Origin of the sequence: Actinacidiphila sp. DG2A-62 (assembly GCF_035825295.1) — a bacterium.
Lineage (GTDB): Bacteria > Actinomycetota > Actinomycetes > Streptomycetales > Streptomycetaceae > Actinacidiphila.
Genome location: NZ_JAYMGI010000002.1, coordinates 2,823,115 through 2,848,634, shown reverse-complemented (window position 1 = coordinate 2,848,634; position 25,520 = coordinate 2,823,115). Strand labels below are relative to the sequence as shown.

The following is a 25,520-nucleotide window of genomic DNA, read 5'->3' as shown; positions in this document are numbered from 1 at the left end:
GTATCGACGCGTCGTCCCCTCGGTCCTGCACGTACTCCCCCGTTGATCCAGCGCAGCCACCTCATGATCAAATCTACTGTGTCAGGTGGGGCGTTAGTGACAAGTTCACCATCTGACGCTAAGTCGACAAGACAACGTGGCGTGAAGCATTCGATCACGAAGCGTTTCACTCGCAGAGCGCGCTGGGAAGTACGCCTCCTGTCGCGCGGCCCGTGGAAACGACCTCCTGCGTCACCGCGCATCGTAGAACCGCAGGTGGTGGAGGTGTTAGCCCGCCTCCTGCTCAAGTCCGCGACGGGCAAGGGAAGTTGGCCGAAAATCGCCCTTCTGGTGGCGCGGCTGGGCCTGGAGCGCCGGGTGGTGCGCCGGGGGCGCGAAAGGCGGGTGTCCGCTGGGAATCCACTGGGAATTCCCTCGGTACGGGCTGTTCGCCGGGTCGCTCCGCGAATGCCGCCGCGCCCGCGCTGACCAGGCACGCACCGCGCCGGCCTGCGGCCCGGGGCATGCGCCCCCGGGATGCGCCCGTGCGCCCGGCCATGTCCCCGGTTGGCGTGATCCCGTTGCGTTCCGGCCCCCGCTCCGGCATTCTCCTGGGAACTTCGGGTACGGGAGACCGTGTGGGGTCCGTAGCGCCTGTGCAGACGGACTCCACGGCCGTACTCTGGGGAGAGTGGGACGGGAAGTGGCGAACTGGCCGAAACCGGCTGGTCGGCGGCCCCGCTCCGCGCGAACCGTCCTGTCCGCTGCTCGGCGCGTCAGCGCCGCCCTCGCCGAGAATCCGCATCATGGCCGGTCATGAGATTCCCGAGCCCGCCGACCGCAGGCCGCCCGCCGAGCGCGGGGCCCCTGCGGACCGCAGGCCGTCCCTCGCCGAGTCGGCGGCGCTGCCCGAACGCGCCACGGAAGAGAGCCACGCGTGCGACCCGGCCTTCCGGCACGGCGTGGTGGTGGGCTTCGACGGCTCCCTGTCCAGCGAGCGCGCGCTGGCGTACGCCGTGGGCATGGCCCGCAGGACGCACTCCGCGCTGATCATCGTGCACGTGGCCAACCGGTTGCCGGCCACGGTCTGGGCCGGCTGTGAGCCACCGGTCTTCGTCGACGTCCCCGACCACCGCACCGAGGTGCTCGGCCTGGAGCTGGCCTGCGCCGACCACCTCGCCGAGATCTCCTGGGTGCTGGTGGAGCGCGGCGGCGACATCTGCCACGAGCTGGAGGAGGTCGGCCGCGAGTACGAGGCCGACGCGATCGTGGTCGGCGGGACCCACGGGCTGGCCGGCCGGATCTTCGGATCGGTCGCCGGGCGCCTGGCCCGCCGCGCCCAGCGACCGGTGGTCGTCATTCCGTGACGCTCACTGCACGGTGAGTCTCACCTGGCGACCCGCACACTCCGGGTGAGACCCACTCGGCCGGTGATCCTCACTCCACGGTGACGGACTTCGCGAGGTTGCGCGGCTTGTCGATGTCGCGGCCCAGCGCCAGCGCCGTGTGGTAGGCGAACAGCTGCAGCGGGATGCCCATCAGGATCGGGTCCAGCTCGTCCTCGTTCTTGGGCACCACGATCGTGTGGTCGGCCTTCTCCTGCTCCTGGTGGGCGACCGCCAGGATGCGCCCGCTGCGCGCCTTGATCTCCTCCATCGCCGCCCGGTTCTTCTCCAGCAGGTCGTCGTCCGGCACGATCGCCACGGTCGGCATCGCCGGCTCGATCAGCGCCAGCGGCCCGTGCTTCAGCTCGCTCGCCGGGTACGCCTCGGCGTGGATGTACGAGACCTCCTTGAGCTTCAGCGACGCCTCGCGCGCCACCGGGAAGCCGCGCACCCGGCCGATGAAGAGCATCGACTTGGCGTCCGCGTAGCTCTTGGCGAGCCGCTTGATCTCCGGCTCGGTCTTGAGGATGTCGTCGATCTGGCCGGGTAGCCGGCGCAGGCCCTCGATGATCCGCCGGCCGTCGGAGACCGACAGGTCGCGGATACGGCCCAGGTGCAGCGCGAGCAGCGCGAAGGCCACCACCGTGTTGGTGAAGCACTTGGTGGACACCACGCACACCTCGGGGCCCGCGTGCACATAGGTGCCGCCGTCGGCCTCGCGGGCGATCGCCGAGCCCACCACGTTGACCACGCCGAGCACCCGCGCGCCCTTGCGCTTCAGCTCCTGGACCGCGGCCAGCACGTCGTAGGTCTCGCCGGACTGCGACACGGCGACGTACAGGGTGTCGGGGTCCACCACCGGGTTGCGGTAGCGGAACTCCGAGGCCGGCTCGGCGTCCGCGGGGATGCGGGCAAGCTCCTCGATGAGCTGGGCGCCGATCTGGCCCGCGTGGTAGCTGGTGCCGCAGCCGAGGATCTTGATCCGCCGCACCCGGCGGGCCTCGCCCGGCTCCAGGTTCAGCCCGCCCAGGTGCACGGTGGCGAACCGGTCGTCGATCCGCCCGCGCAGCACCCGGTCCACCGCCTCGGCCTGCTCGGCGATCTCCTTGTGCATGTACGTGTCGTGGCCGCCCATGTCGTACGACTCGGCCTCCCACTCCACCGTGGTCGGCGTCGCCGTGGTCAGCGAGCCCTCGGTGGTGTACGTGCGGAAGTCGTCGGCCTTGAGCGTGGCCATCTCGCCGTCCCCGAGGGTGACGACCTGGCGGGTGTGCGCGATCAGCGCCGCCACGTCGGAGGCGACGAACATCTCCTTCTCGCCGATGCCCAGCACCACGGGCGAGCCGTTGCGGGCCACCACGATGCGGTCGGGGAAGTCGCGGTGCATCACCGCGAGGCCGTAGGTCCCCTCGATCGACCGCAGCGCCTCGCTGACCTTCTTCTCCAGGGTCTCGGCCTGGGCGCGGCCGATCAGGTGGGCGAGCACCTCGGTGTCGGTGTCGGAGGCGAAGACCGTGCCGTCGGCGACGAGCTTGGCGCGCAGCTCGGAGGCGTTGTCGATGATCCCGTTGTGGACGACGGCGACCTTGCTCTCGCTGTCCAGGTGGGGGTGCGCGTTCTCGTCGCTCGGCGCGCCGTGGGTGGCCCAGCGGGTGTGCGCGATGCCGGTGGTGCCGGCGAACCGCTTGGGGATGCGGCTCTCCAGCTCGCGCACCCGGCCCTTGGCCTTGACCGCGCGCAGCTCGCCGGACTTGCCGTGGATCACCACGCCGGCCGAGTCGTAGCCGCGGTACTCCAGCCTCTGCAGGCCCTCCAGCAGCAGCGGCGCGACGTCGCGCCTGCCGATGTAACCGACGATTCCGCACATGTTCCGTCTCTTTTCCGTTGTTCCTGTCCGGTCGCGGCCGGCCTCCGGCGTGAGGGTGGGGCGCCGCGCGTGGTGCTCGTGGGGGCTCGGTTGGGTGCTTGCGGGGGTGCTTCCGGGTGCTCGTGGATGCTCGTGGGTGCGCTGTGGGGCGGGGCGCGCGGCGTGTCCGGGGGAGGCGCGCCGTGCCCGGGGGCGGCCGGGTCAGCCGTAGACGATGCGGCGCAGCTGCCGGGCCGAGAGGGCGGGCGGCGCCACCGCCCGGTGCGGCAGCTCCTCGCCGATGCGTTCGAAGATCTCGGTGTTCACCATGCCCTTCGCCTGGAGTTCGCGGTGCCGCCGGCGGACGAACTCCTCCGTCGTCTCGTCGAAGTACGCGAGGACGTCCAGCACCACCCGCCCGGCCTCCCCTCGGTGCAGCGGGGTGGTGCGCACCAGGTGGTCGATCAGGTCGTCGTACGGCGTCCGGCGTTCGAGCACCCGACGAATACTGGTGTGATCATCTTTGCTTTGCAAGAATCCTGCCCGATTCCGGGCAGATCAGCCGCGCAAGCGCGGCCAAAGGGGTGAGGAGGGGTGAGGAGGCGCGAGGAGAGGGGCGGGGGTCGCTTCGGGGGTCGCTTCGAGGGTGGCTCAGGGGCTGCTCGGGGCTGCTCGGGGCTGCTCGGCGTGACGTGGCGGCGGGTGTGGGCGGCGCGGTGCCGGCGCGGTGCCGGGGTCGGCGTCGGGGCCGGTGCCGGGGCCGGCGTCGGGGGCGGCGCGGGGCCGGGCGGGTGGCGGTCCGGGGTGGGGCGGCCCGGTCGCCTTGACCGCCCCGGGGCGCGGGGGTAGTCGTGGGGCGTGAGACGAGTCAGGGCTTTTGCGTGGACGTACGGGTCCGAGGCGGCGTCCGAGGGCGAGCGCTCCGGGCCGTCCGGGGCCTGCGGGCCGTCGCGGTCGGGCGGCCGGTCGGGCCGGGGGGCGCCGCGGATGCGAGGGGCGCTGCCCCGGGTGCTGTGCGCCCTGCTGTTGGCGTCCGGTGCCACGGCCGCCGGCGCGCGCGCCGCGTCCTCCCCGCCGGGGTCCGCGCCCGGGGCCGCTTCGGGCGCCGCGACCGCCTCGGGCTCGGCCTCGGGCTCCGGCTCGGCCGCCTCGCGGGCCGCCGCGGCGGAAGTCGACGCGCGGGTCATCCCCGTGCCGGCCGCGGTGCAGGCCGGCGGCGGCGCCTTCCGCATCACCTCCGGGACGCGGATCGAGGTCGACGGCGGGGCCGACGCCCCCGACGCCGGCTCGCCGGAGGCCCACGCGGTCGCCGACTACGCCGCCGCGCTGCTGCGCCCGGCCACCGGCTACCCGCTGCCGGTCGAGCAGAGCCGTACCGCCGACGGCGAGGGCGGACGCGACGCCGACCCCGCGGGCATCGTGCTCGCGCTGGACTCCGCCGATCCGGGCCTCGGCGACGAGGGCTACCGGCTGCGTACCACCGCGCAGGCCGTCACCGTCACCGCCCGCACCCCGGCGGGCCTCTTCCACGGCGTGCAGACCCTGCGTCAGCTGCTGCCCGCCGCCGTCGAGAGCCACGACGCTGTTTCCGGCGTCGCGTGGACCGTGCCCGACGCCGACATCCGCGACGTGCCGCGCTACGCCTACCGCGGCGCGATGCTCGACTCCGCCCGGCACTTCCTGACCGTCGCCCAGGTCGAGCGCGCCATCGACCAGTACGCCCTGTACAAGATCAACACGCTGCACCTGCACCTCACCGACGACCAGGGCTGGCGCATCGCGATCGACTCCTGGCCGCGCCTCGCCTCCTACGGCGGCAGCACCCAGGTCGGCGGCGGCTCCGGCGGCTACTACACGCAGGCCGACTACCGGGAGATCGTCCGCTACGCCGCCTCCCGCTTCCTCACCGTCGTCCCCGAGATCGACGGCCCCGGCCACAGCAACGCCGCGCTCGCCTCGTACGCCGAGCTGAACTGCGACGGCAAGGCCCCGGCCCTCTACACCGGCACCGCGGTCGGCTTCAGCTCCTTCTGCGCGCCCAAGGAGGTCACGTACACCTTCCTGGACGACGTCGTGCGCGAGATCGCCGCCCTCACCCCGGGGCCGTACGTGCACATCGGCGGCGACGAGGCGCAGTCCACCAGCGCCGCCGACTACGCCACCTACACCGACCGGGCCCAGCAGATCGTTGCCGCCCACGGCAAGACCGCGGTCGGCTGGCACCAGATCGACTCCGCGCACCCGGCCCCCGGCGCCCTCGCCCAGTACTGGGGGACGGCGGGCAACGAGGCCGACGTCGCCAAGGCCGCCCAGGCCGGCACCGGGCTGATCATGTCACCGGCCAACCGCTCCTACCTCGACATGCAGTACGACGCCTCCACCCCGGTCGGCAAGCACTGGGCCGGCTACGTCGACGTGCGCACCTCCTACGACTGGGACCCGGCGACCTTCGTCCAGGGCGTCCCCGCGGGCGCCGTGCGGGGCGTCGAGGCGGCGCTGTGGACCGAGACGCTCCAGGCGAACAAGGACATGGACTACATGACCTTCCCGCGCCTGCCCGGCATCGCCGAGATCGGCTGGTCCCCGCAGGCCACGCACGACTGGGACGCCTATCGGGTGCGCCTGGCCGCGCAGGGCCCGCGCTGGGCGGCGATGGGGATCGACTACTACCGCTCGCCGCAGGTGGACTGGCCGGCGTCCTGATCTCACCCGCCCCGCGCGGGCGTCGGACAGGCGCGCGGAGCGGCCGGGGAGCGCCGGGGCGGCGGGACGGCGCGGCGGCGGGGCGGCGCGGCGGCGGTGCGGGTGCTCAGCCGGTCATGCCCAGCTCCCGCGCGATCAGCATCCGCTGCACCTCGCTCGTGCCCTCGCCGATCTCCAGGATCTTCGCGTCGCGCCACATCCGGGCCACCGGGTACTCGTTCATGAAGCCGTAGCCGCCGTGCACCTGGGTGGCCTCGCGGGCGTTGGTCACCGCGATCTCGGAGGAGTAGAGCTTGGCGAGCGCCGCCTCCTTCTTGAACGGCTCGCCGCGCACCAGCCGCGACGCCGCGTCCCGCCAGGCCAGCCGCGCGGTGTAGGCCCGCATCTCCATGTCGGCGATCTTGAACTGGATCGCCTGGTTGGCGCCGATCGGCCGTCCGAACGCCTCGCGCTGCCGCGCGTACGCCAGCGACTCGTCCACACAGCCCTGGGCCAGTCCGGTGGCCAGCGCCGAGATCGCGATCCGGCCCTCGTCCAGGATGCGCAGGAACTGGGCGTACCCGCGGCCCTCCTCGCCCAGCAGGTTCGCCGCCGGGACCCGGCAGTCGGTGAAGGACAGCTCGCGGGTGTCCGAGGCGTTCCAGCCGACCTTGCTGTACTTCTTCGACACCGTGAACCCGGGGGTGCCCGACGGCACGATGATCGAGGAGATCCGCGGCCGGCCGTCCGGCTTGCGGCCGGTCACGGCGGTCACGGTGACCAGGCCGGTGATGTCCGTGCCGGAGTTGGTGATGAAGCACTTGGTGCCGTTGATCACCCACTCGCCGGTGGTCTCGTCGAGCCGGGCGGTGGTACGGGTGCCCCCGGCGTCCGAGCCGCCGTCCGGCTCGGTCAGCCCGAACGCGCCCAGCATCTCCCCGGAGCACAGCTTCGGCAGCCAGGTCTTCTTCTGCTCCTCGGTGCCGAACCGGAACACCGGCATCGCGCCCAGCGACACCCCGGCCTCCAGGGTGATCGCCACCGAGGAGTCCACCCGGGCCAGCTCCTCCAGCGCCAGGCCCAGCGCCAGGTAGTCGCCGCCCATGCCGCCGTACTCCTCGGGGAACGGCAGCCCGAACAGGCCCATCCGGCCCATCTCCCGCACGATCTCGTACGGGAACTCCTCCCGCTCGTAGAAGTCGCCGATCTTCGGGGCGATCACGTCGTGGGCGAACTCCGCGACGGTCGCGCGCAGCTGCTCGTGCTCCTCGGAGAGGCGGTGGTCGATCGACATGGCTACTGCTCCTGGTGGGTCAGGGCGCGGACGGTACGGGACGGGCTGGGCCGTCCCAGCTGCTCCGCCATCCAGACGCTTGTGGCGCTGAGGCGGTCGAGGTCGACCCCGGTACGGATGCCGAGGCCGTGCAGCATCCACACGAGGTCTTCGGTGGCGAGGTTGCCGGTGGCGCTCTTGGCGTACGGGCAGCCGCCGAGGCCGCCGGCGGAGGCGTCCACGACGGTCACGCCGTGCTGGAGCGCGGCGAGGGTGTTGGACAGGGCCTGCCCATAGGTGTCGTGGAAGTGCACGGCCAGATGTGCGACAGGGATGGGGCCGGCGGTCCCGGTTCCGCCCCCGGTTCCGCCCCCGGTTCCGGTGCGTGGGCCGGTGCTCGGGCCGGCGGCCGCCGCGGAGCCGGCCGCCGGGGCCGGGTCCACGCCCGTGGTGAGGGCGGTGAGCAGGGCGGTGACGTGGCCGGGCGTGGCGACCCCGATGGTGTCCCCGAGGCTCAGCTCGGTGCAGCCCATGGCGTACAGCCGCCGGGCGACGGCGGCGACCTGCGCGATCGGCACCGGGCCCTCCCAGGGGTCGCCGAAGCACATCGACAGGTAGCCGCGCACGCTCGCTCCCGCGGCCCTGGCGCGTGCCACCACCGGCTCGAACATCGCCAGCGACTCGTCCACCGTGCGGTTGAGGTTGGCCCGCGCGAAGGACTCCGTGGCGCTGCCGAAGACGGCGATCTCGCGCACGCCCAGCTCCAGCGCCCGGTCCAGGCCGCGCTCGTTGGGCACCAGCACGGGCAGCCGCACACCGGGGGAGCGGCCGCCGTCCTCGGTGAGGTCGGCCAGCAGCGGCATCAGCTCGGCGGCGTCGGCCAGTTGGGGCACCCACGTGGGGTGCACGAAACTCGTCGCCTCGATCGTCGTCAGCCCGGCATCGGCGAGCCGGTGCACGAACTCCGCCTTCACCCGCGTCGGCACGGTCGCCTTCTCGTTCTGCAGCCCGTCCCGGGCGCCGACCTCGTGGATGCGCACGGCCGGGGGCAGGCCGGGCGCGGCCACCGCCATGGGCAGCCCGAGGGCCAGCGGACCGGGATCGGCGTCCGTCGCCCCCGCGGCCTCCCGCGCGCCGTCCCGCGCGGCCTGCGGCGTCCTGGCGGCGTCGTCGGCGGTCATGACGCGTCCTTCCCGTCGGCGGGAGCGGGGGCGGGGGCAGCGCCCGTGCCCGCGGCGTCGGCGTCCGCGGCGTCCACGGCGGCGGAGGCGCCCGCGGCGTCAGCCGGTATCACCACGGCGAGCACCTGGTCCATGGCCACCGTGGCGCCCGCGGCGACGTCGATCTCGGCGACCGTCCCGTCGTGCGGCGCGGTGATGACGTGTTCCATCTTCATGGCCTCCACCACCAGAAGGCTTTGGCCGGCCGTGACCTCGTCGCCCTTGGCGACCTTGACCACCGTGACCGTGCCGGGCATCGGGGCGGTGAGCGCGTCGCCGCCGGTTCCGGCCGCCGACAGCCGCAGGGCCGCCGCGACGGGGTCGTGGACCTGCACGCGCCAGCTGTCGCCGTCACGGCCCAGCCAGACGCCGCCGGGGTCCTCGGCGTGCTCGAACGCGGTGACCGTGCCCTCGTGCTCCAGCAGCGCCCGCGACCCGTCCACGGTGAGCCGGGCCTCGAACGGCGGGGCGTCGCCGATCCGCACCCGGCCGCCGGCGACCCGGACGGCCACCGGGTCCCGGCCTGGGGCCTTCAGATGGTGGACGGTCCAGGCACTCTCGCCGCCCAGCCGCCAGCCGCTGGGCACCGCGAACGGATCGGTCCACCCCGCGGCGTCGGGCGCGGGCCGCAGCGCGTGCTGCCGCAGCAGCGCGGCCACGGCGTACACCTGGTCGGGCACGCCGTCCGGCAGCAGTCCGGCGGCGTCCCGGTCGATCAGCCCGGTGTCCAGGTCGCCGGCCACCACAGCGGGGTGCGCCAGCAGCCTCCGCAGGAACCCGGTGTTGGTCTCCACACCGAGCACCACCGTGCCGGCCAGCGCGGCCCGCAGTCGGCGCAGCGCGTTGGCCCGGTCGGGGCCGTACGCGACGACCTTGGCGAGCATCGGGTCGTAGGACGTGCCGACCTCGGTGCCGGGCGCGAGCCCGGAGTCCACCCGCACCCCGGGCCGGCGGGCTCGCGCAGTTCCAGCACGGTGCCGGCCGAGGGCAGGAAATCCACCCGGCCCTCCGCGGGGCGGGCGCTCTCCGCGCAGATCCGGGCCTCCACCGCGTGCCCGGTCAGCGTCACGTCCTGCTGTCCGAAGTCCAGCGGCTCCCCGGCGGCCACCCGCAACTGCCAGGCGACCAGGTCCAGTCCGGTGACCATCTCCGTCACCGGGTGCTCCACCTGGAGCCGGGTGTTCATCTCCATGAAGTAATACGACGACGGGTCGTCGCCCGGCACGATGAACTCCACCGTCCCCGCTCCCGTGTAGCCGCACGACCGGGCGGCCTGCACCGCCGCCTCGCCCATCGCGGCCCTGGTCCGGGCGTCCAGCAGCACCGAGGGTGCCTCCTCGACGACCTTCTGGTGGCGGCGCTGCAGCGAGCACTCGCGCTCGCCGAGGTGCAGCACCGTGCCGTGGGCGTCGGCCAGGACCTGGATCTCGATGTGCCGGGGGCGGTCGATCCACCGCTCCACCAGGAGGGTGTCGTCGCCGAAGGAGCCGCGGGCCTCCCGGCGGGCGGCGGCGATCTCCTCGGCCAGCAGCGCCTCGTCGCGCACCAGGCGCATGCCCTTGCCGCCGCCGCCCGCGGACGGCTTCAGCAGCACCGGCATGCCGATCTCCCGTGCCGCGGCCGCCAGTTCGGCGTCGCTGAGGCCGCTGCCGCTGCTGCCGGGCACCACCGGCACCCCGGCGGCCCGCACCGTCTCCTTGGCGCGGATCTTGTCGCCCATCAGCTCCACCGCGTCGGCCGGCGGCCCGATGAAGACCAGCCCCGCATCGGCGCAGGCGCGGGCGAAGGCGGCGTTCTCGGCGAGGAAGCCGTAGCCGGGGTGCACGGCCTGCGCGCCGGCGGCCCGGGCGGCCCGCACCAGCTCGGCCGAGGAGAGGTAGTCGGCGATCCGCACCGCGGTGTCGGCCTCCGCGACGTGCCGCGCTCCGGCGTCTGCGTCGGTGAACACCGCGGCCGAGCGCACCCCCAGCTCGCGCAGCGTGCGCATCACGCGGACGGCGATCTCGCCGCGGTTGGCGACCAGCACGGTGTCGAACATCGCGGGCGCCGTCCCCTCGGGGACCCGGCGGCCGGCTGTGCCCGTCACCGAGGTCGAGTCCGCGGCCGTGCCCGCGGCCGTGCCCGCGGTCGTGGGGGTGTCGGCGGTCATGTCGGCGGTCATCTCGGCCTCACATCCGGAACACGCCGTAGCCGGGCGCGCTCGGGTCGGGGGTCGGCAGCGGGGCGTTGGCGCAGGCGGTGAGGGCCAGGCCCAGCACCGTCCGGGTCTCCAGCGGGTCGATCACACCGTCGTCCCACAGCCTCGCGGTGGCGTAGTAGGCGCTGCCCTGGGTCTCGTACTGCTCGCGGACCGGCGCCTTGAACGCCTCCTCGTCCTGCTCGCTCCACTTCTCTCCGGCCGCGGCGAGCTGGTCGCGCTTGACGGTGGCCAGCACCGAGGCGGCCTGCTCGCCGCCCATCACCGAGATCTTCGCGTTCGGCCACATCCACAGGAACCGGGGGCTGTAGGCGCGGCCGCACATCGAGTAGTTGCCCGCGCCGTAGGACCCGCCGATGACCACGGTCAGCTTGGGCACCCGTGCGCAGGCCACCGCGGTGACCATCTTGGCGCCGTGCTTGGCGATGCCGCCGGCCTCGTACTGCCGGCCGACCATGAACCCCGAGATGTTCTGCAGGAACAGCAGCGGGATGCCGCGCTGGTCGCACAGCTCGATGAAGTGCGCGCCCTTCAGCGCCGACTCGGCGAACAGGATGCCGTTGTTGGCCACGATGCCGACCGGGTGGCCCTGGACGTGCGCGAAGCCGGTGACCAGCGTCGTGCCGTACTCGGCCTTGAACTCCGCGAACCTGCTGCCGTCGACCAGCCGCGCGATCACCTCCCGCACGTCGTACGGGGTGCGGGAGTCCACCGGCACCGCTCCGTAGAGCCCGGCGGGGTCGACCGCGGGCGGCTCGGCCGGGCGCACCGTCCACGGCGGCGCCCCGCGCGCGGGCAGCGTGGAGACGATGTCGCGGACGATGCGCAGCGCGTGGGCGTCGTCCTCCGCCAGGTGGTCGGTGACGCCGGAGGTGCGGGCGTGCACCTCGCCGCCGCCCAACTCCTCCGCGGTGACCACCTCGCCGGTCGCGGCCTTCACCAGGGGCGGCCCGCCCAGGAAGATCGTGCCCTGGTTCCGCACGATCACCGCCTCGTCGCTCATCGCCGGCACATAGGCGCCGCCGGCCGTGCACGAGCCCATGACCGCGGCGATCTGCGGGATGCCGCGCGCGGACATGGTGGCCTGGTTGAAGAAGATCCGGCCGAAATGGTCGCGGTCGGGGAAGACCTCGTCCTGCCGGGGGAGGAAGGCGCCGCCGGAGTCGACCAGGTAGACGCACGGCAGGTGGTTGTCCAGGGCCACCTCCTGCGCGCGCAGGTGCTTCTTGACCGTCATCGGGTAGTAGGTGCCGCCCTTGACGGTGGCGTCGTTGGCGACCACGACGACCTCGCGGCCCGAGACCCGCCCGATCCCGGCGATCACGCCCGCGGCGGGCGCCTGTCCGTCGTACATCCCGTCGGCCGCCAGCGGCGCCAGCTCCAGGAACGGCGAGCCGGGGTCGAGCAGGCCGTCCACCCGGTCGCGCGGCAGCAGCTTGTCGCGCGAGACGTGCCGGGCGCGCGCCCTCTCGCCGCCGCCCAGCCGGGCGGCGGCGAGCTTGTCGCGCAGCACCGATCCGAGCGCGGCGTGCGCCTCGGCGTTGGTGCGGTACGCCTGCGACGCCGGATCTACGGCGCTGGACAGGGCGGGTGCTGCCATGGTTCGGCCCCCGGATGTTAGCGAGCGTTAACGTGGTGGTTCTACGTTAACGCTCGCTAACTGGATTGTCTAGACTCGATTCCATGAACCCGACGAGGACTGTGGAAAACCGCCGCGAGCAGATCCTGCGGGAGGCCGCGCGGCTCTTCGCCGAACGCGGCTTCCACGGCGTCGGCGTGGACGAGATAGGCGCCGCGGTCGGCATCAGCGGCCCCGGCCTGTACCGCCACTTCGCGGGCAAGGACGCGATGCTGGCCGAACTGCTGGTGGGGATCAGCGACCGGTTGCTGTCGGCCGGCCGGATGCGGGTCGCCGAGGCGCCGGGCCCGGCCGAGGCGCTGGACGCCCTGATCCGCGGCCACATCGACTTCGCCATCGACGACCGTCCGCTGATCACCCTGCACGACCGCGAGCTGGACCGGCTGCGCGACTCCGACCGCAAGCTGGTCCGCCAGCTCCAGCGGCAGTACGTCGAGGAGTGGGTCGGCGTCGTCCGCCGGCTCTACCCCGACGCCACCGAACTCGAGGCCCGCGCTGCCGTGCACGCCGTCTTCGGCCTGCTGAACTCCACCCCGCACCTCGGCGGCGGCGGCCGCGCGCCGGACCGCGCCGCCACCGCCGCCCTGCTGCACCGGCTGGCGCTGAGCGCGCTGGACGCCCTCGACAGCGGCCGGACCTGGACAGCCGGCTGGACCGACGGGTAACTTACTGAGCGCTTGCTTATTATCCGCTCGTCGTCCGGGCCCGGCTCCTGCGGCCCGGCCCCGCCGATCCGCCGATGGGAGGCGCGCTGTGCGTCGCACGGTGTTCAACGAGGACCACGAGGCGTTCCGCCAGACGATACGCGCCTTCATCGAGGCCGAGGTCGTACCCGTCTACGACGAGTGGCTGCACGCGGGACAGGCCCCCCGCGACTTCTACTACAAGCTCGGCGAGCTGGGCGTCTTCGGGATCGAGGTCCCCGAGGAGTACGGCGGCGCCGGCGAGCAGAGCTTCAAGTTCCAGGCCGTCCTCAGCGAGGAGTGCGCCCGCGCCGGCGTCAGCTTCGGCGGCAGCAGCGTCCACACCGGCCTGTGCCTGCCGTACCTGACGGCCTACGCCACCGACGAGCAGAAGAAGCGCTGGCTGCCCGGCTTCGTCACCGGCGAGACGATGTTCGCCATCGCCATGACCGAGCCCGGCACCGGCTCGGACCTGGCCGGCATGAAGACCACCGCCAAGCGCTCCGCCGACGGCACCCACTACGTCCTCAACGGCGCCAAGACCTTCATCACCGGCGGCGTCCACGCCGACCGCGTCATCGTCTGCGCCCGCACCGCCCCCGCCACCCCCGAGGACCGCAGGGCCGGCATCTCCCTGTTCGTCGTCGACACCACCTCCGAGGGCTACAGCGTCGGCCGCAAGCTCGACAAGCTCGGCCTGAAGGCGTCCGACACCGCCGAACTCGCCTTCTCCGACGTCAAGGTCCCCGTTGAGGACCTGCTCGGCGAGGAGGGCAAGGGCTTCTCCTACCTCGGCCAGAACCTCCCGCAGGAGCGCCTGGCCATCGCCTTCGGCGCCTACGCCCAGGCCGCGGCGGCCGTCCGCTTCGCCCAGGACTACGTCCAGGAGCGCACCGTCTTCGGCCGCACCGTCGCGTCCTTCCAGAACACCAAGTTCGAACTGGCCGCCTGCAAGGCCGAGGTCGACGCCGCGCAGGCCGTCGTGGACCGCGCCCTGGACGCCCACGACCGCCGCGAGCTGACCGCGGCGGACGCCGCCTCCGCCAAGCTGTTCTGCACCGAGGTCGCCGCCCGCGTCATCGACCGCTGCCTCCAGCTGCACGGCGGCTACGGCTACATGAACGAGTACCCGATCGCCCGGCTGTACGCTGACAACCGCGTCAACCGGATCTACGGCGGGACCAGTGAAGTGATGAAGTCGATCATCGCCAAGTCGATGGGGCTGTGAACGACAGCCCGGCCGGGGCCGCCGCGCCCGGCGGCCCCGCACCAGAAGACCGAGCACCCGGCGGCTCCGCGCCCCGGGGCCCGCGGCCGGGGGACTTTGCGCCCGAGGACCCCAAGCCGCTGCGGGAACTGCTGGAACTGCTGGACCTGGAGCGCATCGAAGAGGACATCTTCCGCGGATTCAGCCGTTCGGCGGTGGTGCCGCGGGTCTTCGGCGGGCAGGTCGCCGCACAGGCGCTGGTCGCCGCCGGCCGCACCGTCCCCGCGGAGCGCGGCGCGCACTCCCTGCACTCGTACTTCCTGCGCCCGGGCGACCCCGGCGCCCCCATCGTCTACGAGGTCGACCGCATCCGCGACGGCCGCTCCTTCACCACCCGGCGCGTCGTCGCCATCCAGCACGGCCAGCCGATCTTCCACCTCTCGGCGTCCTTCCAGGTCCACGAGGCCGGCCTGGAGCACCAGGAGCCGATGCCGTACGCACCCGACCCCGAGACGCTGCCCAGCGCCGAGGAACTGCTCCCCGCGCACGCCGACAAGTTCCCCGACCCGCGCGTCGTCGACCGCCTCCTGGAGGCGCGCGCCGCGGTCGACCTGCGATACGTCGAGGACCCGCCGTTCCTGACCGCGGGGACCGCCCGCGAACCGCGCTCCCAGGTGTGGTTCCGGGCCCGCGGCCGGCTCGCCGACGACCCCATGCTGCACGTGTGCCTGGCCACCTATGTGTCCGACATGACCCTGCTGGACTCCGTGCTGCTCGCCCACGGACGCGGCGGCTGGGCCGTCGGCGACGTGGTCGGCGCCAGCCTGGACCACGCCATGTGGTTCCACCGGCCGCTGCGCGCGGACGAGTGGCTGCTGTACGACCAGCAGAGTCCGTCCGCCTCCGGCGGCCGGGGCCTGGGGACCGCCCGCATCTACACCCGCGACGGGCGGCTGGCCGTGTCGGTGATCCAGGAGGGCCTGGTCAGGATTCCGCGCGCCTGACCTGCCCGAGGGCCGTTCAGCCCTCGCCCGGCTCCCAGGGCCCCGACCCAGCGCTCCGGGTCCCGGCCCAGCCCTCCGGGCCCCGGCTCAGCCCCAGGGGCGGCCGTGCAACCCGGCCGCGGCCAGCAGGTACGCCGTCATCGGCGCGTAGAAGTGCGGCGCCACGTTGTCGTCCAGCGGGACGCTCACCTTGATCGAGCCCTCCGCCTCGCCGACGAACAGCGCCGGGTCGTTGCAGTCGGCGAAGCCCACCGTGTCGATGCCGCGCCACCCCGCGTGCCCCGCCCAGCCGTGGTCGGCGACCACCAGGTCCGGCAGCGGCTCCCCGGCCCGCTCCAGGGCGTCCAGGATCTCCCGCATCGGGTCCGGCGAGTGCGTGTGCACCAGGCCGCCGCCGCGGTGCAGCATGAACACCCCCGCCAGCTGCCGCACCTCCCCCCGTCGGCGTACAGGTGCTCGGCCGGCGCCGCTATGGTGCACCCCGCCGCCCGCAGCGCGTCCGCCACCGCCTGGTGCACCGCGAACAGCCCCGCCGGGTGCCCGGTCGCCAGCAGCACCCGCGACCGGTTCTCCGCCGCCTTGGCCAGCGCCTCCGCCATCCTCTCCAAGGCGTCCACCGTCAGCTGCGGATCGATCGTGTCCTGCCCCTGGCGGTGCTCCGGGTCGGCCACCACCCCGCACCGCTCGGCCATCAGCCCCAGCACCGCCCGCGGGTCCTGCCAGCGGTCGCCGAAGTCCAGGCCGAACCAGTAGTACCGGCTGCCCTCGGCCAGCGCCCGGTAGTGGTCCAGGTTGTTGTCCCGGCTCGTGGCGACGTCCCCGGCTATCCGGGTGCGTATCAGATGGGCGGCGAGGGTCTGGCGGCTGGGCGCGCCCGGTGCGGAATCCAATGGCATGCGCACATTGTCGCCCTCCGGACGCCGCCCGTGCGACGGACGGGGATCGACGCCGAGGCACAATGGCCGCCGCGGATTGGAGGAAACGTACATTCCGCCGCCTTCGGACCGCCGCATACCGTTACGTCCCGGCGGGCGGCCCGCACCCCGCGTCCCCGACGCGTCCCGCGGCGGGACGACGTCCCCCGCGCCGACCCAAGCACCGAGAAGCAAGCAGAAGCACACAGAAAGAGGCCACCTCAATGAGCAGCGCAGCGCCGCGCGGCCCCGTCGACTCCTCCCGCACCCCGCGCTACGCCGGCCCGGCCACCTTCGCCCGGCTGCCGAGGCTGGACGAGGTGGGAACGGCCGACGTCGCCGTGGTCGGCGTGCCCTTCGACTCCGGCGTCTCCTACCGCCCCGGCGCCCGCTTCGGCGGCAACGCCGTCCGCGAGGCGTCCCGGCTGCTGCGCCCGTACAACCCCGCGCAGGACGCCTCGCCGTTCGCCCTCGCCCAGGTCGCCGACGCCGGAGACATCGCCGCCAACCCCTTCGACATCGAGGAGGCCGTGGCGACCGTCGAAGGCGCCGCCGACGACCTGCTCGCCACCGGCGCCCGCCTGATGACCCTCGGCGGCGACCACACCATCGCCCTGCCGCTGCTGCGCGCCGTCGCCCGCCGCCACGGCCCCGTCGCCCTGCTCCACTTCGACGCCCACCTCGACACCTGGGACACCTACTTCGGCGCCGCCTACACCCACGGCACGCCCTTCCGCCGCGCGGTCGAGGAAGGCATCCTCGACACCTCCGCCCTCTCCCACGTCGGCACCCGCGGCCCCCTCTACGGCAAGCAGGACCTGGACGACGACGCGCGGATGGGCTTCGGCATCGTCACCTCCGCCGACGTGATGCGCCGCGGCGTCGACGAGGTCGTCCAGCAACTGCGCGAACGGATCGGCGACCGGCCGCTGTACGTCTCGGTCGACATCGACGTCCTGGACCCCGCCCATGCCCCCGGCACCGGGACGCCCGAGGCAGGCGGCCTCACCTCCCGCGAACTGCTGGAGATCCTCCGCGGCCTCGCCGACCTCCGCCTGGTCTCCGCCGACGTCGTCGAGGTCGCCCCCGCCTACGACCACGCCGAGATCACCGCGGTCGCCGCCTCCCACACCGCCTACGAACTCACCACGGTCATGGCCCGGCAGATCGCCGCCGCCCGCTGAACCAACCCCGGCGGACAGCCCCGCCCAGGCGCCGCGGCCCCGCCCGGCGACCCACCCCAGCACTCGGCAAACCCTTCGGCAAACCACCCGAAAGGATTACGACCAAGGTCGCACTCGTGTGCGACCTTGGTCGTTGGAATGTTGCGGGAGGATGAAAACCGCAGCCCGGCACGTTGTCCGACGCGGCACCGCGCGACGGCGGCGCGTGGCGGCCGCAGGCGGCAGTGACGTACGACAGCGACGGACAGCGACGGACAGCGACGGACAGCGACGGACAGCGACTGACCGTGACGGGCAGTGACGAGCAGCGAAGACCACGGACCGCGCGAGACGCGCCCGGCGACCCATGGGAGGACCGCGTGACGACGGCGAGGCCGCGGACGGCGACGAAGAACCGCACGGAGCCCGGATGGCTCCGCCGGCTGCTCGCCTACTGCTGGCGCTACAAGACCACCGTGCTGCTGGCGCTCGGCGCCTCGCTCGGCGGCATGGCCGTCACCGCCCTCGTCCCCCTCGTGCCCAAGCTGATCATCGACGACGTCATCGTCAAGCACGACAAACCGCTCATGCCCTGGGCCGTCGCCCTCGTCGCCGCCGCCCTCGTCGTCTACGTGCTCACCTACATGCGCCGCTACTACGGCGGCCGCCTCGCCCTCGACGTGCAGTACGACCTGCGCAACGAGATGCTCGCCACGATCATGCGGCTCGACGGCCGCCGCCAGGACGACCTCAGCACCGGCCAGGTCGTCGGCCGCGCCACCAGCGACCTCCAACTGATCCAGGGCCTGCTCTTCATGACGCCGATGATGATCGGCAACCTGCTGCTGTTCTTGATGTCCCTCGTCGTCATGCTGGTGCTCTCACCGCTGCTCACCCTGGTCGCCCTGGCCGTCGCACCCGCCCTGTGGTTCATCGCCGACCGCTCCCGCAAACGCCTCTTCCCCGCCACCTGGTACGCCCAGGGACAGGCCGCGGCCGTCGCCGGCATCGTCGACGGATCAGTCTCCGGCGTCCGCGTCGTCAAGGGATTCGGCCAGGAACAGCAGGAGATGACCAAGCTGGCGACGGTCAGCCGCAGACTCTTCGCCGGCCGGCTGCGCACCGTCCGACTCAGCGCCCGCTACACCCCCGCACTGCAGGCGGTGCCCTCCCTCGGCCAGATCGGCATGCTCGCCCTCGGCGGCTGGATGGCCGCCCGCGGCCAGATCACCCTCGGCACCTTCGTCGCCTTCTCCACCTACCTCGCCCAGCTCACCGGCCCGGTGAGGATGCTCACCATGATGCTCACCGTCGGCCAGCAGGCCCGCGCCGGCGTCGAACGCGTCCTGGAACTCATCGACACCGAGCCCACCCTCGAAGAGGGCACCGCCACCCTGCCCGCCGACGCGCCCGCCACCATCTCCTTCGACGACGTCACCTTCGGCTACAGCCCCGACCGGCCGGTCCTGCGCGGCTTCTCCCTCGACGTCGCCCCCGGCGAGACCGTCGCCGTCGTCGGCGCCTCCGGCTCCGGCAAGTCCACCGTCTCCCTGCTGCTGCCCCGCTTCTACGACGCCACCGCCGGCACCGTCAGAATCGGCGGCGCCGACGTACGCGACCTCACCTTCGACTCCCTGCGCTCCGCGATCGGCATGGTCCCCGAGGACAGCTTCCTGTTCTCCGACACCGTGCGGGCGAACCTCGCCTACGGCAGACCGGACGCCACCGACGAGGAGATCCACGCCGCCGCCCGCGCCGCCCAGGCCCACGACTTCATCACCGCCCTGCCCGACGGCTATGACACCGTCGTCGGCGAACAGGGACTCACCCTCTCCGGCGGCCAGCGCCAACGCGTCGCCCTCGCGCGAGCCATCCTCACCGACCCCCGGCTCCTGCTCCTGGACGACGCCACCTCCGCCGTCGACGCCCGCGTGGAAGCCGAGATCTTCGACGCGCTGCGCGAGGTCATGCGCGGCCGCACCACCCTGCTCATCGCCCACCGCCGCTCCACCCTCGCCCTCGCCGACCGCATCGCCGTCCTCGACGCCGGCCGGCTCTCCGACATCGGCACCCACGAGGAACTCCAGGAGCGCAGCGCCCTCTACCGTTCCCTGCTCACCGACCCCGACGCACTCGGCGCCGACGTCGTCGCACTCGACCCGGCCGGCGCCGGCGCCAGGGCGCACACCGGCCTCCGCGCCGACGACCCGGCCGGCGACACCGTCCCCGGAGCCGAGACCGCCGGGGGAGCGGTCACGACCCGGGAAGCACCCCGCACAGCCGAAACCCCGGCACTCCCGGGCATCACCCCGCACCTGTGGCCGCAAGAGCGCCGCACCGACCCCGCCGCCGACACCACCGGCACGGCAGGCGCCCCCGGCAACCCGCCCGCGGCACCCGGACGCGGCGCCATGGCCGGCGCACTCGCCGGCATGCCCGCCACCCCCGACCTGCTCGCCAAGGTCGCCGCCCTGCCGCCCGCCACCGACACCCCCGACATCGACGAGGACGACGCCCGCGCCGCCGACCCGCACTTCGGCCTCGGCCACCTGCTCCGCGGCTTCCGCTCACCCCTGCTGGTCAGCCTGCTGCTGGTCGCCGTCGACGCCATCGCGGGACTCCTGCTGCCCATCCTGATCCGGCACGGCATCGACGCCGGAGTCCGCCGCCACGCCCTCGGCGCCGTCTGGGCCGCCTCCCTGATCGGCCTCGCCCTGGTCATCACCCAGTGGTTCGCCGAATGGGGCTCCACCCTGCTCACCGGCCGCACCGGCGAACGCGTCCTCTACACCCTGCGCGTGAAGATCTTCGCCCACCTGCACCGCCTCGGCCTGGACTTCTACGAACGCGAACTGACCGGCCGCATCATGACCCGGATGACCACCGACGTCGACGCGCTGTCCACGTTCCTGCAGACCGGCCTGGTCACCGCACTCGTCAGCGTCCTCACCTTCGCCGGCATCCTCGTCGCCCTCCTCGCCATCGACGTCGAACTGGCCCTGCTGGTCTTCGCCACCCTCCCGCCGCTCATCGCCGCCACCTGGATCTTCCGCCGCAAATCCGTCCGCGCCTACGAACTCGCCCGCGAACGCATCGCCGTCGTCAACGCCGACCTGCAGGAATTCGTGTCGGGACTGCGCGTCGTGCAAGCCTTCCGCGGCGAACAGCAAGGCGCCGAGCGGTTCCGCAGCCGCAGCGACTCCTACCGCGACGCCCGCGTCCGCGGGCAGTTCCTCATCTCCGTCTACTTCCCGTTCGTCCAACTCCTGTCCAGCGCCTCCGCGGCCCTCGTCCTCATCGTCGGCGCCCACCGCGTCAACGACGGCACCCTCACCGCCGGAGCCCTCGTCGCCTACCTGCTCTACATCGACCTGTTCTTCTCACCCGTCCAGCAGCTCTCCCAGGTCTTCGACGGCTACCAGCAGGCCAGCGTCTCCCTCGGCCGGATCAGCCAGCTCCTGCGGGAGACCACCGGCACGCCCGCCGCAGCCGACCCCAAACCCGTCACCGCCCTCGAAGGTGACGTCGAGTTCCGCGACGTGCACTTCCGCTACGGCGGCCCCGAAGCGGCCAACCCGGAAGCCCTCACCGGCATCTCGCTGCACATCCCCGCCGGCCAGACCGTCGCCTTCGTCGGCGAGACCGGCGCCGGCAAGTCCACCCTGGTCAAGATGGTCGCCCGCTACTACGACCCGACCGGCGGCGCGATCCTGGTCGACGGCCAGGACATCCGCGACCTCGACCTCACCGCCTACCGGCAGCGCCTCGGCGTGGTCCCCCAGGAGCCCTACCTCTTCCCAGGCACCGTGCGCGACGCCATCGCCTACGGCCGGATGGACGCCACCGACGCCGAAGTCGAAGCCGCCGCCCGGGCCGTCGGCGCCGACGCGATGATCGCCACCCTCGACGGCGGCTACCTCCACCACGTCGCCGAACGCGGCCGCAACCTCTCCGCCGGCCAGCGCCAGCTCATCGCCCTCGCCCGCGCCCAACTCGTCGACCCCGCCGTGCTGCTCCTCGACGAGGCCACCGCCGCACTCGACCTTGCCACCGAAGCCCTCGTCAACCAGGCCGCCGACCGCCTCGCCGTCCGCCGCACCACCCTCGTCGTCGCCCACCGCCTCAGCACCGCGGCCCGCGCCGACCGCGTCATCGTCCTCGACCACGGCCGCGTCGTGGAGGACGGCACCCACGAGGCACTCCTCGCCCGTGACGGCCACTACGCCGCACTCTGGCGGACCTTCACCGGCGACGTCCGCGCCGCCGCCTGACCCGGGCGGCGCGCGTTTCAGGACCCGTCGGCGAACACCGGCTCAGCCGGCACCCGCTCCCGAGCCACCTCGAACACCGCCGTCACCCGGTACGCCGCAAAACACTCCCGCGCCGCCGACGGCGTGACCACCCGCAACGCCAGCCGCTCGCCCGCCACCTCCAGACGCGCCGAGGTCGCCGCACCGCACCCCGTCGTCGCCGTCCACCCCACCAGCACCGAACGCGAGAAGTCCGCCGCCCGACCGGCCGCCCTGATCCCCTCGGCCGCCGACGCGTCCCGCGCGTCGAACCGTCCCGCGAACCGCTCCACCTGCGCCCGGTCCCGCAGCACCTCGTGCGCCCGTGGCACCACCCGCGCCGACGACGACAAGAACACCGTGCGCGGCGCCGAACTCGGCGACGACGGCCTGTCCCGCGCCACGCCCTTCCCCGCGCCGCCCTGCCCGCACCCCACCGCCCCGAGCAGCGCCACCACAGCGCTGCCCGTCGCCACCACCGCACGCACCCGCGACGTCACCATGCCGATGAGACGCCGAGCCCCGCGGTCGGGTTCCGGGTCACACCTTCACCCCCGGGGGCCTCCCCCCGCCCCCACCCCCCCTTCCGATCTGTGCGGTGCGTCGGCGCCCGGCCTGCACAGTGTCGCCGGCTGTCCCCGAGCCGACGGCGGCCCGGTCGGTCAGGCCGACTCGGTGAGCAGGCGGGACAGGTGCTCGCGGGCCGGGCCGAGCAGGGCCGGGAGGTCGGCGGCGTCGGGGTACCAGCGCTTCTCGTACTCCCAGCACAGCCAGCCGTCCCAGTCCGCGCGGCTGAGCACCTCGACGGTCTCGGCCAGCGGCAGTACGCCCGCGCCGAGCGGCAGCGGCATGGTGTCCGCGGCCGAGGCGATGTCCTTGACCTGGACGTAGCCGAGGTAGGGCGCCAGCGCCGGGTAGGTCGCCGACGGCTGCTCGCCGGCCAGCCAGGTGTGCATGACGTCCCACAGGGCGCCCGCGGCGTGATGCCCCACCCGGCCCAGGACCCGGGCCACGTCGGCGCCGCCGCGGTGCGAGTCGTGGGTCTCCAGCAGCACACGCACCCCGAGGTCCTCTGCCAGCTCAGCGGCGGCGCCCAGCCGCCTGGCGGCCACTGCGTCCGCCTCCGCCGCGGGCGAGGAGCCTGCGCCGGGGAAGACCCGCACGTGTGCGGCGCCCAGGTCGGCCGCCAGGCGCAGCGTCGCCTCGACCTCGGCGAGCACCGGCTCGTCGTCGCCGGGGGCCGCCACCTGCGGATAGGCGGCGACACCCAGGACCGCGATCCCCGCGGCGCCGAACCGTCCGGCGATCCGCGCGCGCTCGTCCGCGGTGAGACCGGTGTGGACCGGCCCTTCCTGGCTCGCGCGCACTTCGACGCCGTGGTAGCCGTGCTCGACTGCCAGCTCGATCACCTGCTCGATTGGTGCGGTGGGGAGTCCGAGGGTGGAGAAGGCGAGTTTCATCCCGCGGACCCTAGGCACCTGGCCGCGGCACGGTCAACCGCGCACCGCCGGTCGGGCCGTATGTGTCCTGCCTCCCTTTCCGGTTCGTGGCGCCTCACAGCGCCAGGCGCCAGTCCTGGCCCACGAGGTCCTGGCCGAAGCTGTGGTGCGGCCGCTCTGCGACGAGTTCGAACCCCGCATTCTGGTAGATCCGGCGTGCTCCGGCGAGCACGTCGTTGGTCCACAGGACCAGTTCGGCGTAGCCGGCGGCGCGTGCGAACGCGATGCACTCGTCCACCAGCCGGCCGCCCACGCCCAGGCCGCGGGCGGCGGGGTCCACGAGCAGCAGCCGCAGCCGCGCGGTGTCCGGCTTCTCGTCGCGCACGCAGAAGACGCAGCCGGCGCGTTCGCCGTCCGACTCGGCGATCCACACCGCCTCACGCCGAGGGTCGCGGCCGGCGGCGAAGTCGGCGACGATGCGCGCGACGAGCGCTTCGTACTCCTCGTTCCAGCCGAACTCCTGGGCGTACACGGCGGCGTTGCGCTCGATGACCCACCCGAGGTCCCCCGGGCGGGCGTCGCGCAGCGTTGTCCGCGACCGCCGCTCGGCGTCCCGCTGCCCGCCGGGGCGGTGGCCGCTCGGCCCCCGCCCGCCTCGCCGGTGGTCGCCGGGTGCGCGGTCCGGCCGGTCCTGGCGGAGTATCTCCCGCACGGTGCGCATGGCGTCGGTCAGCCGGGTGCGGTCCTGCGGCGGTATGCGGTCGAGGAGATCGGCGACGGTTTCCTGGGCGCGCTCCTCCAGCAGCGAGGCGGCTTCGCGGCCGCCGGGGGTCAGCTCTATCCGCTGCCGGCGGGCGTCGCGCTCGGAGGGGGCCCGGGTGACCAGGCGCCGGTCCTCGAACTTGGCGAGCATCCGGCTGAGGTGGCCGGCGTCCAGCGACAGCTCGACCCGCAGGTCGGCGGCGTCGGCGCCGCGCGCGTGCGCGAGTTCGTACAGCACGCGCGCCTCGGTGAGCGTGAACGGCGTGTGCAGGTGGCGGCTGTAGTCGAGCGCGCCGATGAGGTTGGTGTAGAAGCGGTTGAACTCGCGGACTTCCTGGACGGTCATGGTCTCCACCCCCGACATTTCCTTTGACTGGGTCAAAGATATCCGGTGCGCGGAGCCGGGCGGAAGAGTCGCGGAATGCCCTGTGGATAACGTCAGGAACCGCTGGTCAGAGGGGGTGCGGTGGAGGACCGGACCATCAGCTCGGTGGCGACGGTGGCCAGACCGCCCGGCGGCGGGGCCTGCCGGCCCATCACCAGGCCGGCCCGCGCGCCAGCTTCCTGCAGCGGGATGCGGACGGTGGTCAGCGCGGGGGAGGCGTCGACGCTGAACGGCAGGTCGTCGAAGCCCGCCACGGACACGTCCCCCGGGATGTCGAGGCCGCGGTCCCGCAGCGCGGCGCAGACGCCCAGCGCCACCGTGTCGTTGGCGGCCACGATCGCCGTCAGGTCCGGCTGCCTGCGCAGCAGTTCGAGCGCGGCGTCGTATCCCGAGGCCCGGTCGTAGCCGCCGTGCACGGTCAGTCGCTCGGCCCGCGCCCCGCCGGGCGTGCCGGGGCCCATGCCGTGGGCTGCCAGCGCCGCGCGGTGTCCCTCCAGCCGGTGGCGGGTGGTGCTGCGGCCGGCCGGGCCGGTCACGCAGCCGATCCTGCGGTGGCCGAGCGAGAGCAGGTGTGCGGTCAGGCGACGGGCTCCGCCGCGGTTGTCGAAGGCGATCGTCGTCACGGCCTCGGCGGCGTCCGGGAGCGTCAGCGGCGGTCGTCCGCACAGCACGATCCGGGTGCCCGACGCCGCCAGCCGGGCCAGCCGCGCGGTGACCGCGGCGGTGTGCGCCTCGTCCTCCACGGCGCCGCCGGTGAGCACGACGCCTGCCGCGCGCTGCCGCTCCAGCAGCGTGAGGTAGGTCAGTTCGGCTTCGGGGGAGCCGCCGGTGTTGCAGACGACGGCGAGCTTCCCGCCCCCCGGTCCCGTACCGCCGAAACCCGCGCCGCCGTGGCCCGGACCGCCGAGTCCGGTACTCCCGTGCGCCGTGCCGCCCGCTCCCGCGCCGCCGTGGCCTGAGCCGCCGGGGCCGGCGCCCGTGCCGTTGGGGCCGCCGCTTCCCGCGGCCGTCCGTGCCGGGCCGGTCCCGGCCGCCCCGATCTCCCCTTGCAGGGCGCTGGCGATGAGGCCGAAGAACGGGTCGGCGACGTCGTTGACGAGCACGCCGACGAGGTCGGAGGTGGCGGCGGCCAGCGCGCGGGCCTGGCCGTTGACGACGTAGTCCAGCTCCGCCACGGCGCGCTGGACGCGTTCCCTGGTGCTGCCGGCCACCGGGTAGTTGCCGTTCAGGACGCGCGAGACGGTCGCCGAGGACACCCCGGCGCGCGCCGCGACATCGGCCAGAGTCACTGCCATCTCGTTCCGGTCCTCCTCGGGTCGGCCGGGTGGAGGCGCTCGCGGGGAGCGAAAGCGCGGGGCGGCCGGGTGCGGCGCACCGTCCCCCGGCGGGCGCGGGACGCCGCCCGCGCCGCCCGGGTCATGCTCTCATTCGGCGCCGGGAAGCGGGAGAAGGG

16 protein-coding genes and 2 pseudogenes are annotated in these 25,520 nt (G+C 73.6%); 7 read left to right on the top strand and 11 right to left on the bottom strand.

Going from position 1 to position 25,520, the window contains the following annotated elements:
- Window positions 1-785 precede the first annotated feature (785 nt).
- The gene (locus VSR01_RS12585; protein WP_326449334.1) at window positions 786-1,346 is read left to right on the top strand and encodes a universal stress protein; all 561 of its coding nucleotides are present in this window, start codon (window positions 786-788) and stop codon (window positions 1,344-1,346) included.
- 70 nt (window positions 1,347-1,416) lie between these two features.
- Here VSR01_RS12585 and glmS read toward each other — a convergent pair whose 3' ends face one another.
- Both glmS and VSR01_RS12575 read right to left on the bottom strand, forming a co-directional pair.
- The gene (gene glmS / locus VSR01_RS12580) at window positions 1,417-3,231 is read right to left on the bottom strand and encodes a glutamine--fructose-6-phosphate transaminase (isomerizing) (protein ID WP_326449333.1); all 1,815 of its coding nucleotides are present in this window, start codon (window positions 3,229-3,231) and stop codon (window positions 1,417-1,419) included.
- Between the two features lie 201 nt (window positions 3,232-3,432).
- Complete coding sequence (locus VSR01_RS12575; protein ID WP_326449332.1) at window positions 3,433-3,708, bottom strand: hypothetical protein; 276 nt, start codon at window positions 3,706-3,708, stop codon at window positions 3,433-3,435.
- A 489-nt stretch (window positions 3,709-4,197) separates the two neighbouring features.
- Here VSR01_RS12575 and VSR01_RS12570 point away from each other — a divergent pair, with 489 nt between their 5' ends.
- A complete protein-coding gene (locus VSR01_RS12570) occupies window positions 4,198-5,913 on the top strand; it encodes a beta-N-acetylhexosaminidase (RefSeq protein ID WP_326449331.1) in 1,716 nt (571 codons plus the stop codon).
- A 106-nt stretch (window positions 5,914-6,019) separates the two neighbouring features.
- On the opposite strand, the gene VSR01_RS12565 is transcribed toward VSR01_RS12570, so the two are convergent.
- The 4 genes and pseudogenes from VSR01_RS12565 to VSR01_RS12550 all read right to left on the bottom strand — a co-directional run bounded on the left by VSR01_RS12565 (window position 6,020) and on the right by VSR01_RS12550 (window position 12,182).
- Window positions 6,020-7,186, bottom strand: a complete 1,167-nt coding sequence (locus VSR01_RS12565; protein ID WP_326449330.1) for an acyl-CoA dehydrogenase family protein — start codon at window positions 7,184-7,186, stop codon at window positions 6,020-6,022.
- 2 nt (window positions 7,187-7,188) lie between these two features.
- Window positions 7,189-8,238: a hydroxymethylglutaryl-CoA lyase gene (locus VSR01_RS12560; RefSeq protein WP_326453618.1), complete on the bottom strand. Its 1,050-nt coding sequence runs from the start codon at window positions 8,236-8,238 to the stop codon at window positions 7,189-7,191.
- A gap of 104 nt (window positions 8,239-8,342) precedes the next feature.
- Window positions 8,343-10,423, bottom strand: a pseudogene (locus tag VSR01_RS12555) (acetyl/propionyl/methylcrotonyl-CoA carboxylase subunit alpha).
- Window positions 10,424-10,553: 130 nt separating this feature from the next.
- The gene (locus tag VSR01_RS12550; protein WP_326449329.1) at window positions 10,554-12,182 is read right to left on the bottom strand and encodes a carboxyl transferase domain-containing protein; all 1,629 of its coding nucleotides are present in this window, start codon (window positions 12,180-12,182) and stop codon (window positions 10,554-10,556) included.
- Window positions 12,183-12,265: 83 nt separating this feature from the next.
- On the opposite strand from VSR01_RS12550, the gene VSR01_RS12545 reads away from it, so the two are divergent.
- The 3 genes from VSR01_RS12545 to VSR01_RS12535 all read left to right on the top strand — a co-directional run bounded on the left by VSR01_RS12545 (window position 12,266) and on the right by VSR01_RS12535 (window position 15,115).
- Window positions 12,266-12,886, top strand: a complete 621-nt coding sequence (locus VSR01_RS12545; protein WP_326449328.1) for an SACE_7040 family transcriptional regulator — start codon at window positions 12,266-12,268, stop codon at window positions 12,884-12,886.
- Window positions 12,887-12,974: 88 nt separating this feature from the next.
- A complete protein-coding gene (locus VSR01_RS12540; RefSeq protein ID WP_326449327.1) occupies window positions 12,975-14,132 on the top strand; it encodes an acyl-CoA dehydrogenase family protein in 1,158 nt (385 codons plus the stop codon).
- A gap of 119 nt (window positions 14,133-14,251) precedes the next feature.
- Window positions 14,252-15,115 carry an acyl-CoA thioesterase gene (locus tag VSR01_RS12535; protein WP_326453617.1) on the top strand — a complete coding sequence of 288 codons (864 nt, stop codon included), beginning with the start codon at window positions 14,252-14,254 and terminating at the stop codon, window positions 15,113-15,115.
- An 87-nt stretch (window positions 15,116-15,202) separates the two neighbouring features.
- Here VSR01_RS12535 and VSR01_RS12530 read toward each other — a convergent pair.
- Window positions 15,203-16,011, bottom strand: a pseudogene (locus VSR01_RS12530) (phosphatase).
- Between the two features lie 242 nt (window positions 16,012-16,253).
- Between VSR01_RS12530 and speB the strand changes: the two are divergent.
- Complete coding sequence (gene speB, locus VSR01_RS12525) at window positions 16,254-17,213, top strand: agmatinase (RefSeq protein ID WP_326449326.1); 960 nt, start codon at window positions 16,254-16,256, stop codon at window positions 17,211-17,213.
- 359 nt (window positions 17,214-17,572) lie between these two features.
- Window positions 17,573-21,463: an ABC transporter ATP-binding protein gene (locus VSR01_RS12520; RefSeq protein ID WP_326449325.1), complete on the top strand. Its 3,891-nt coding sequence runs from the start codon at window positions 17,573-17,575 to the stop codon at window positions 21,461-21,463.
- 17 nt (window positions 21,464-21,480) lie between these two features.
- On the opposite strand, the gene VSR01_RS12515 is transcribed toward VSR01_RS12520, so the two are convergent.
- The 4 genes from VSR01_RS12515 to VSR01_RS12500 form a co-directional block, all read right to left on the bottom strand.
- The gene (locus tag VSR01_RS12515) at window positions 21,481-21,969 is read right to left on the bottom strand and encodes a hypothetical protein (RefSeq protein WP_326449324.1); all 489 of its coding nucleotides are present in this window, start codon (window positions 21,967-21,969) and stop codon (window positions 21,481-21,483) included.
- A gap of 174 nt (window positions 21,970-22,143) precedes the next feature.
- Window positions 22,144-22,941: a sugar phosphate isomerase/epimerase family protein gene (locus tag VSR01_RS12510; protein ID WP_326449323.1), complete on the bottom strand. Its 798-nt coding sequence runs from the start codon at window positions 22,939-22,941 to the stop codon at window positions 22,144-22,146.
- Window positions 22,942-23,035: 94 nt separating this feature from the next.
- Entirely contained in the window at window positions 23,036-24,028 is a 993-nt protein-coding gene (locus VSR01_RS12505; protein WP_326453616.1) for a bifunctional helix-turn-helix transcriptional regulator/GNAT family N-acetyltransferase, read from the bottom strand.
- Between the two features lie 92 nt (window positions 24,029-24,120).
- Entirely contained in the window at window positions 24,121-25,362 is a 1,242-nt protein-coding gene (locus tag VSR01_RS12500; protein WP_326449322.1) for a LacI family DNA-binding transcriptional regulator, read from the bottom strand.
- Between the last annotated feature and the right edge of the window lie 158 nt (window positions 25,363-25,520).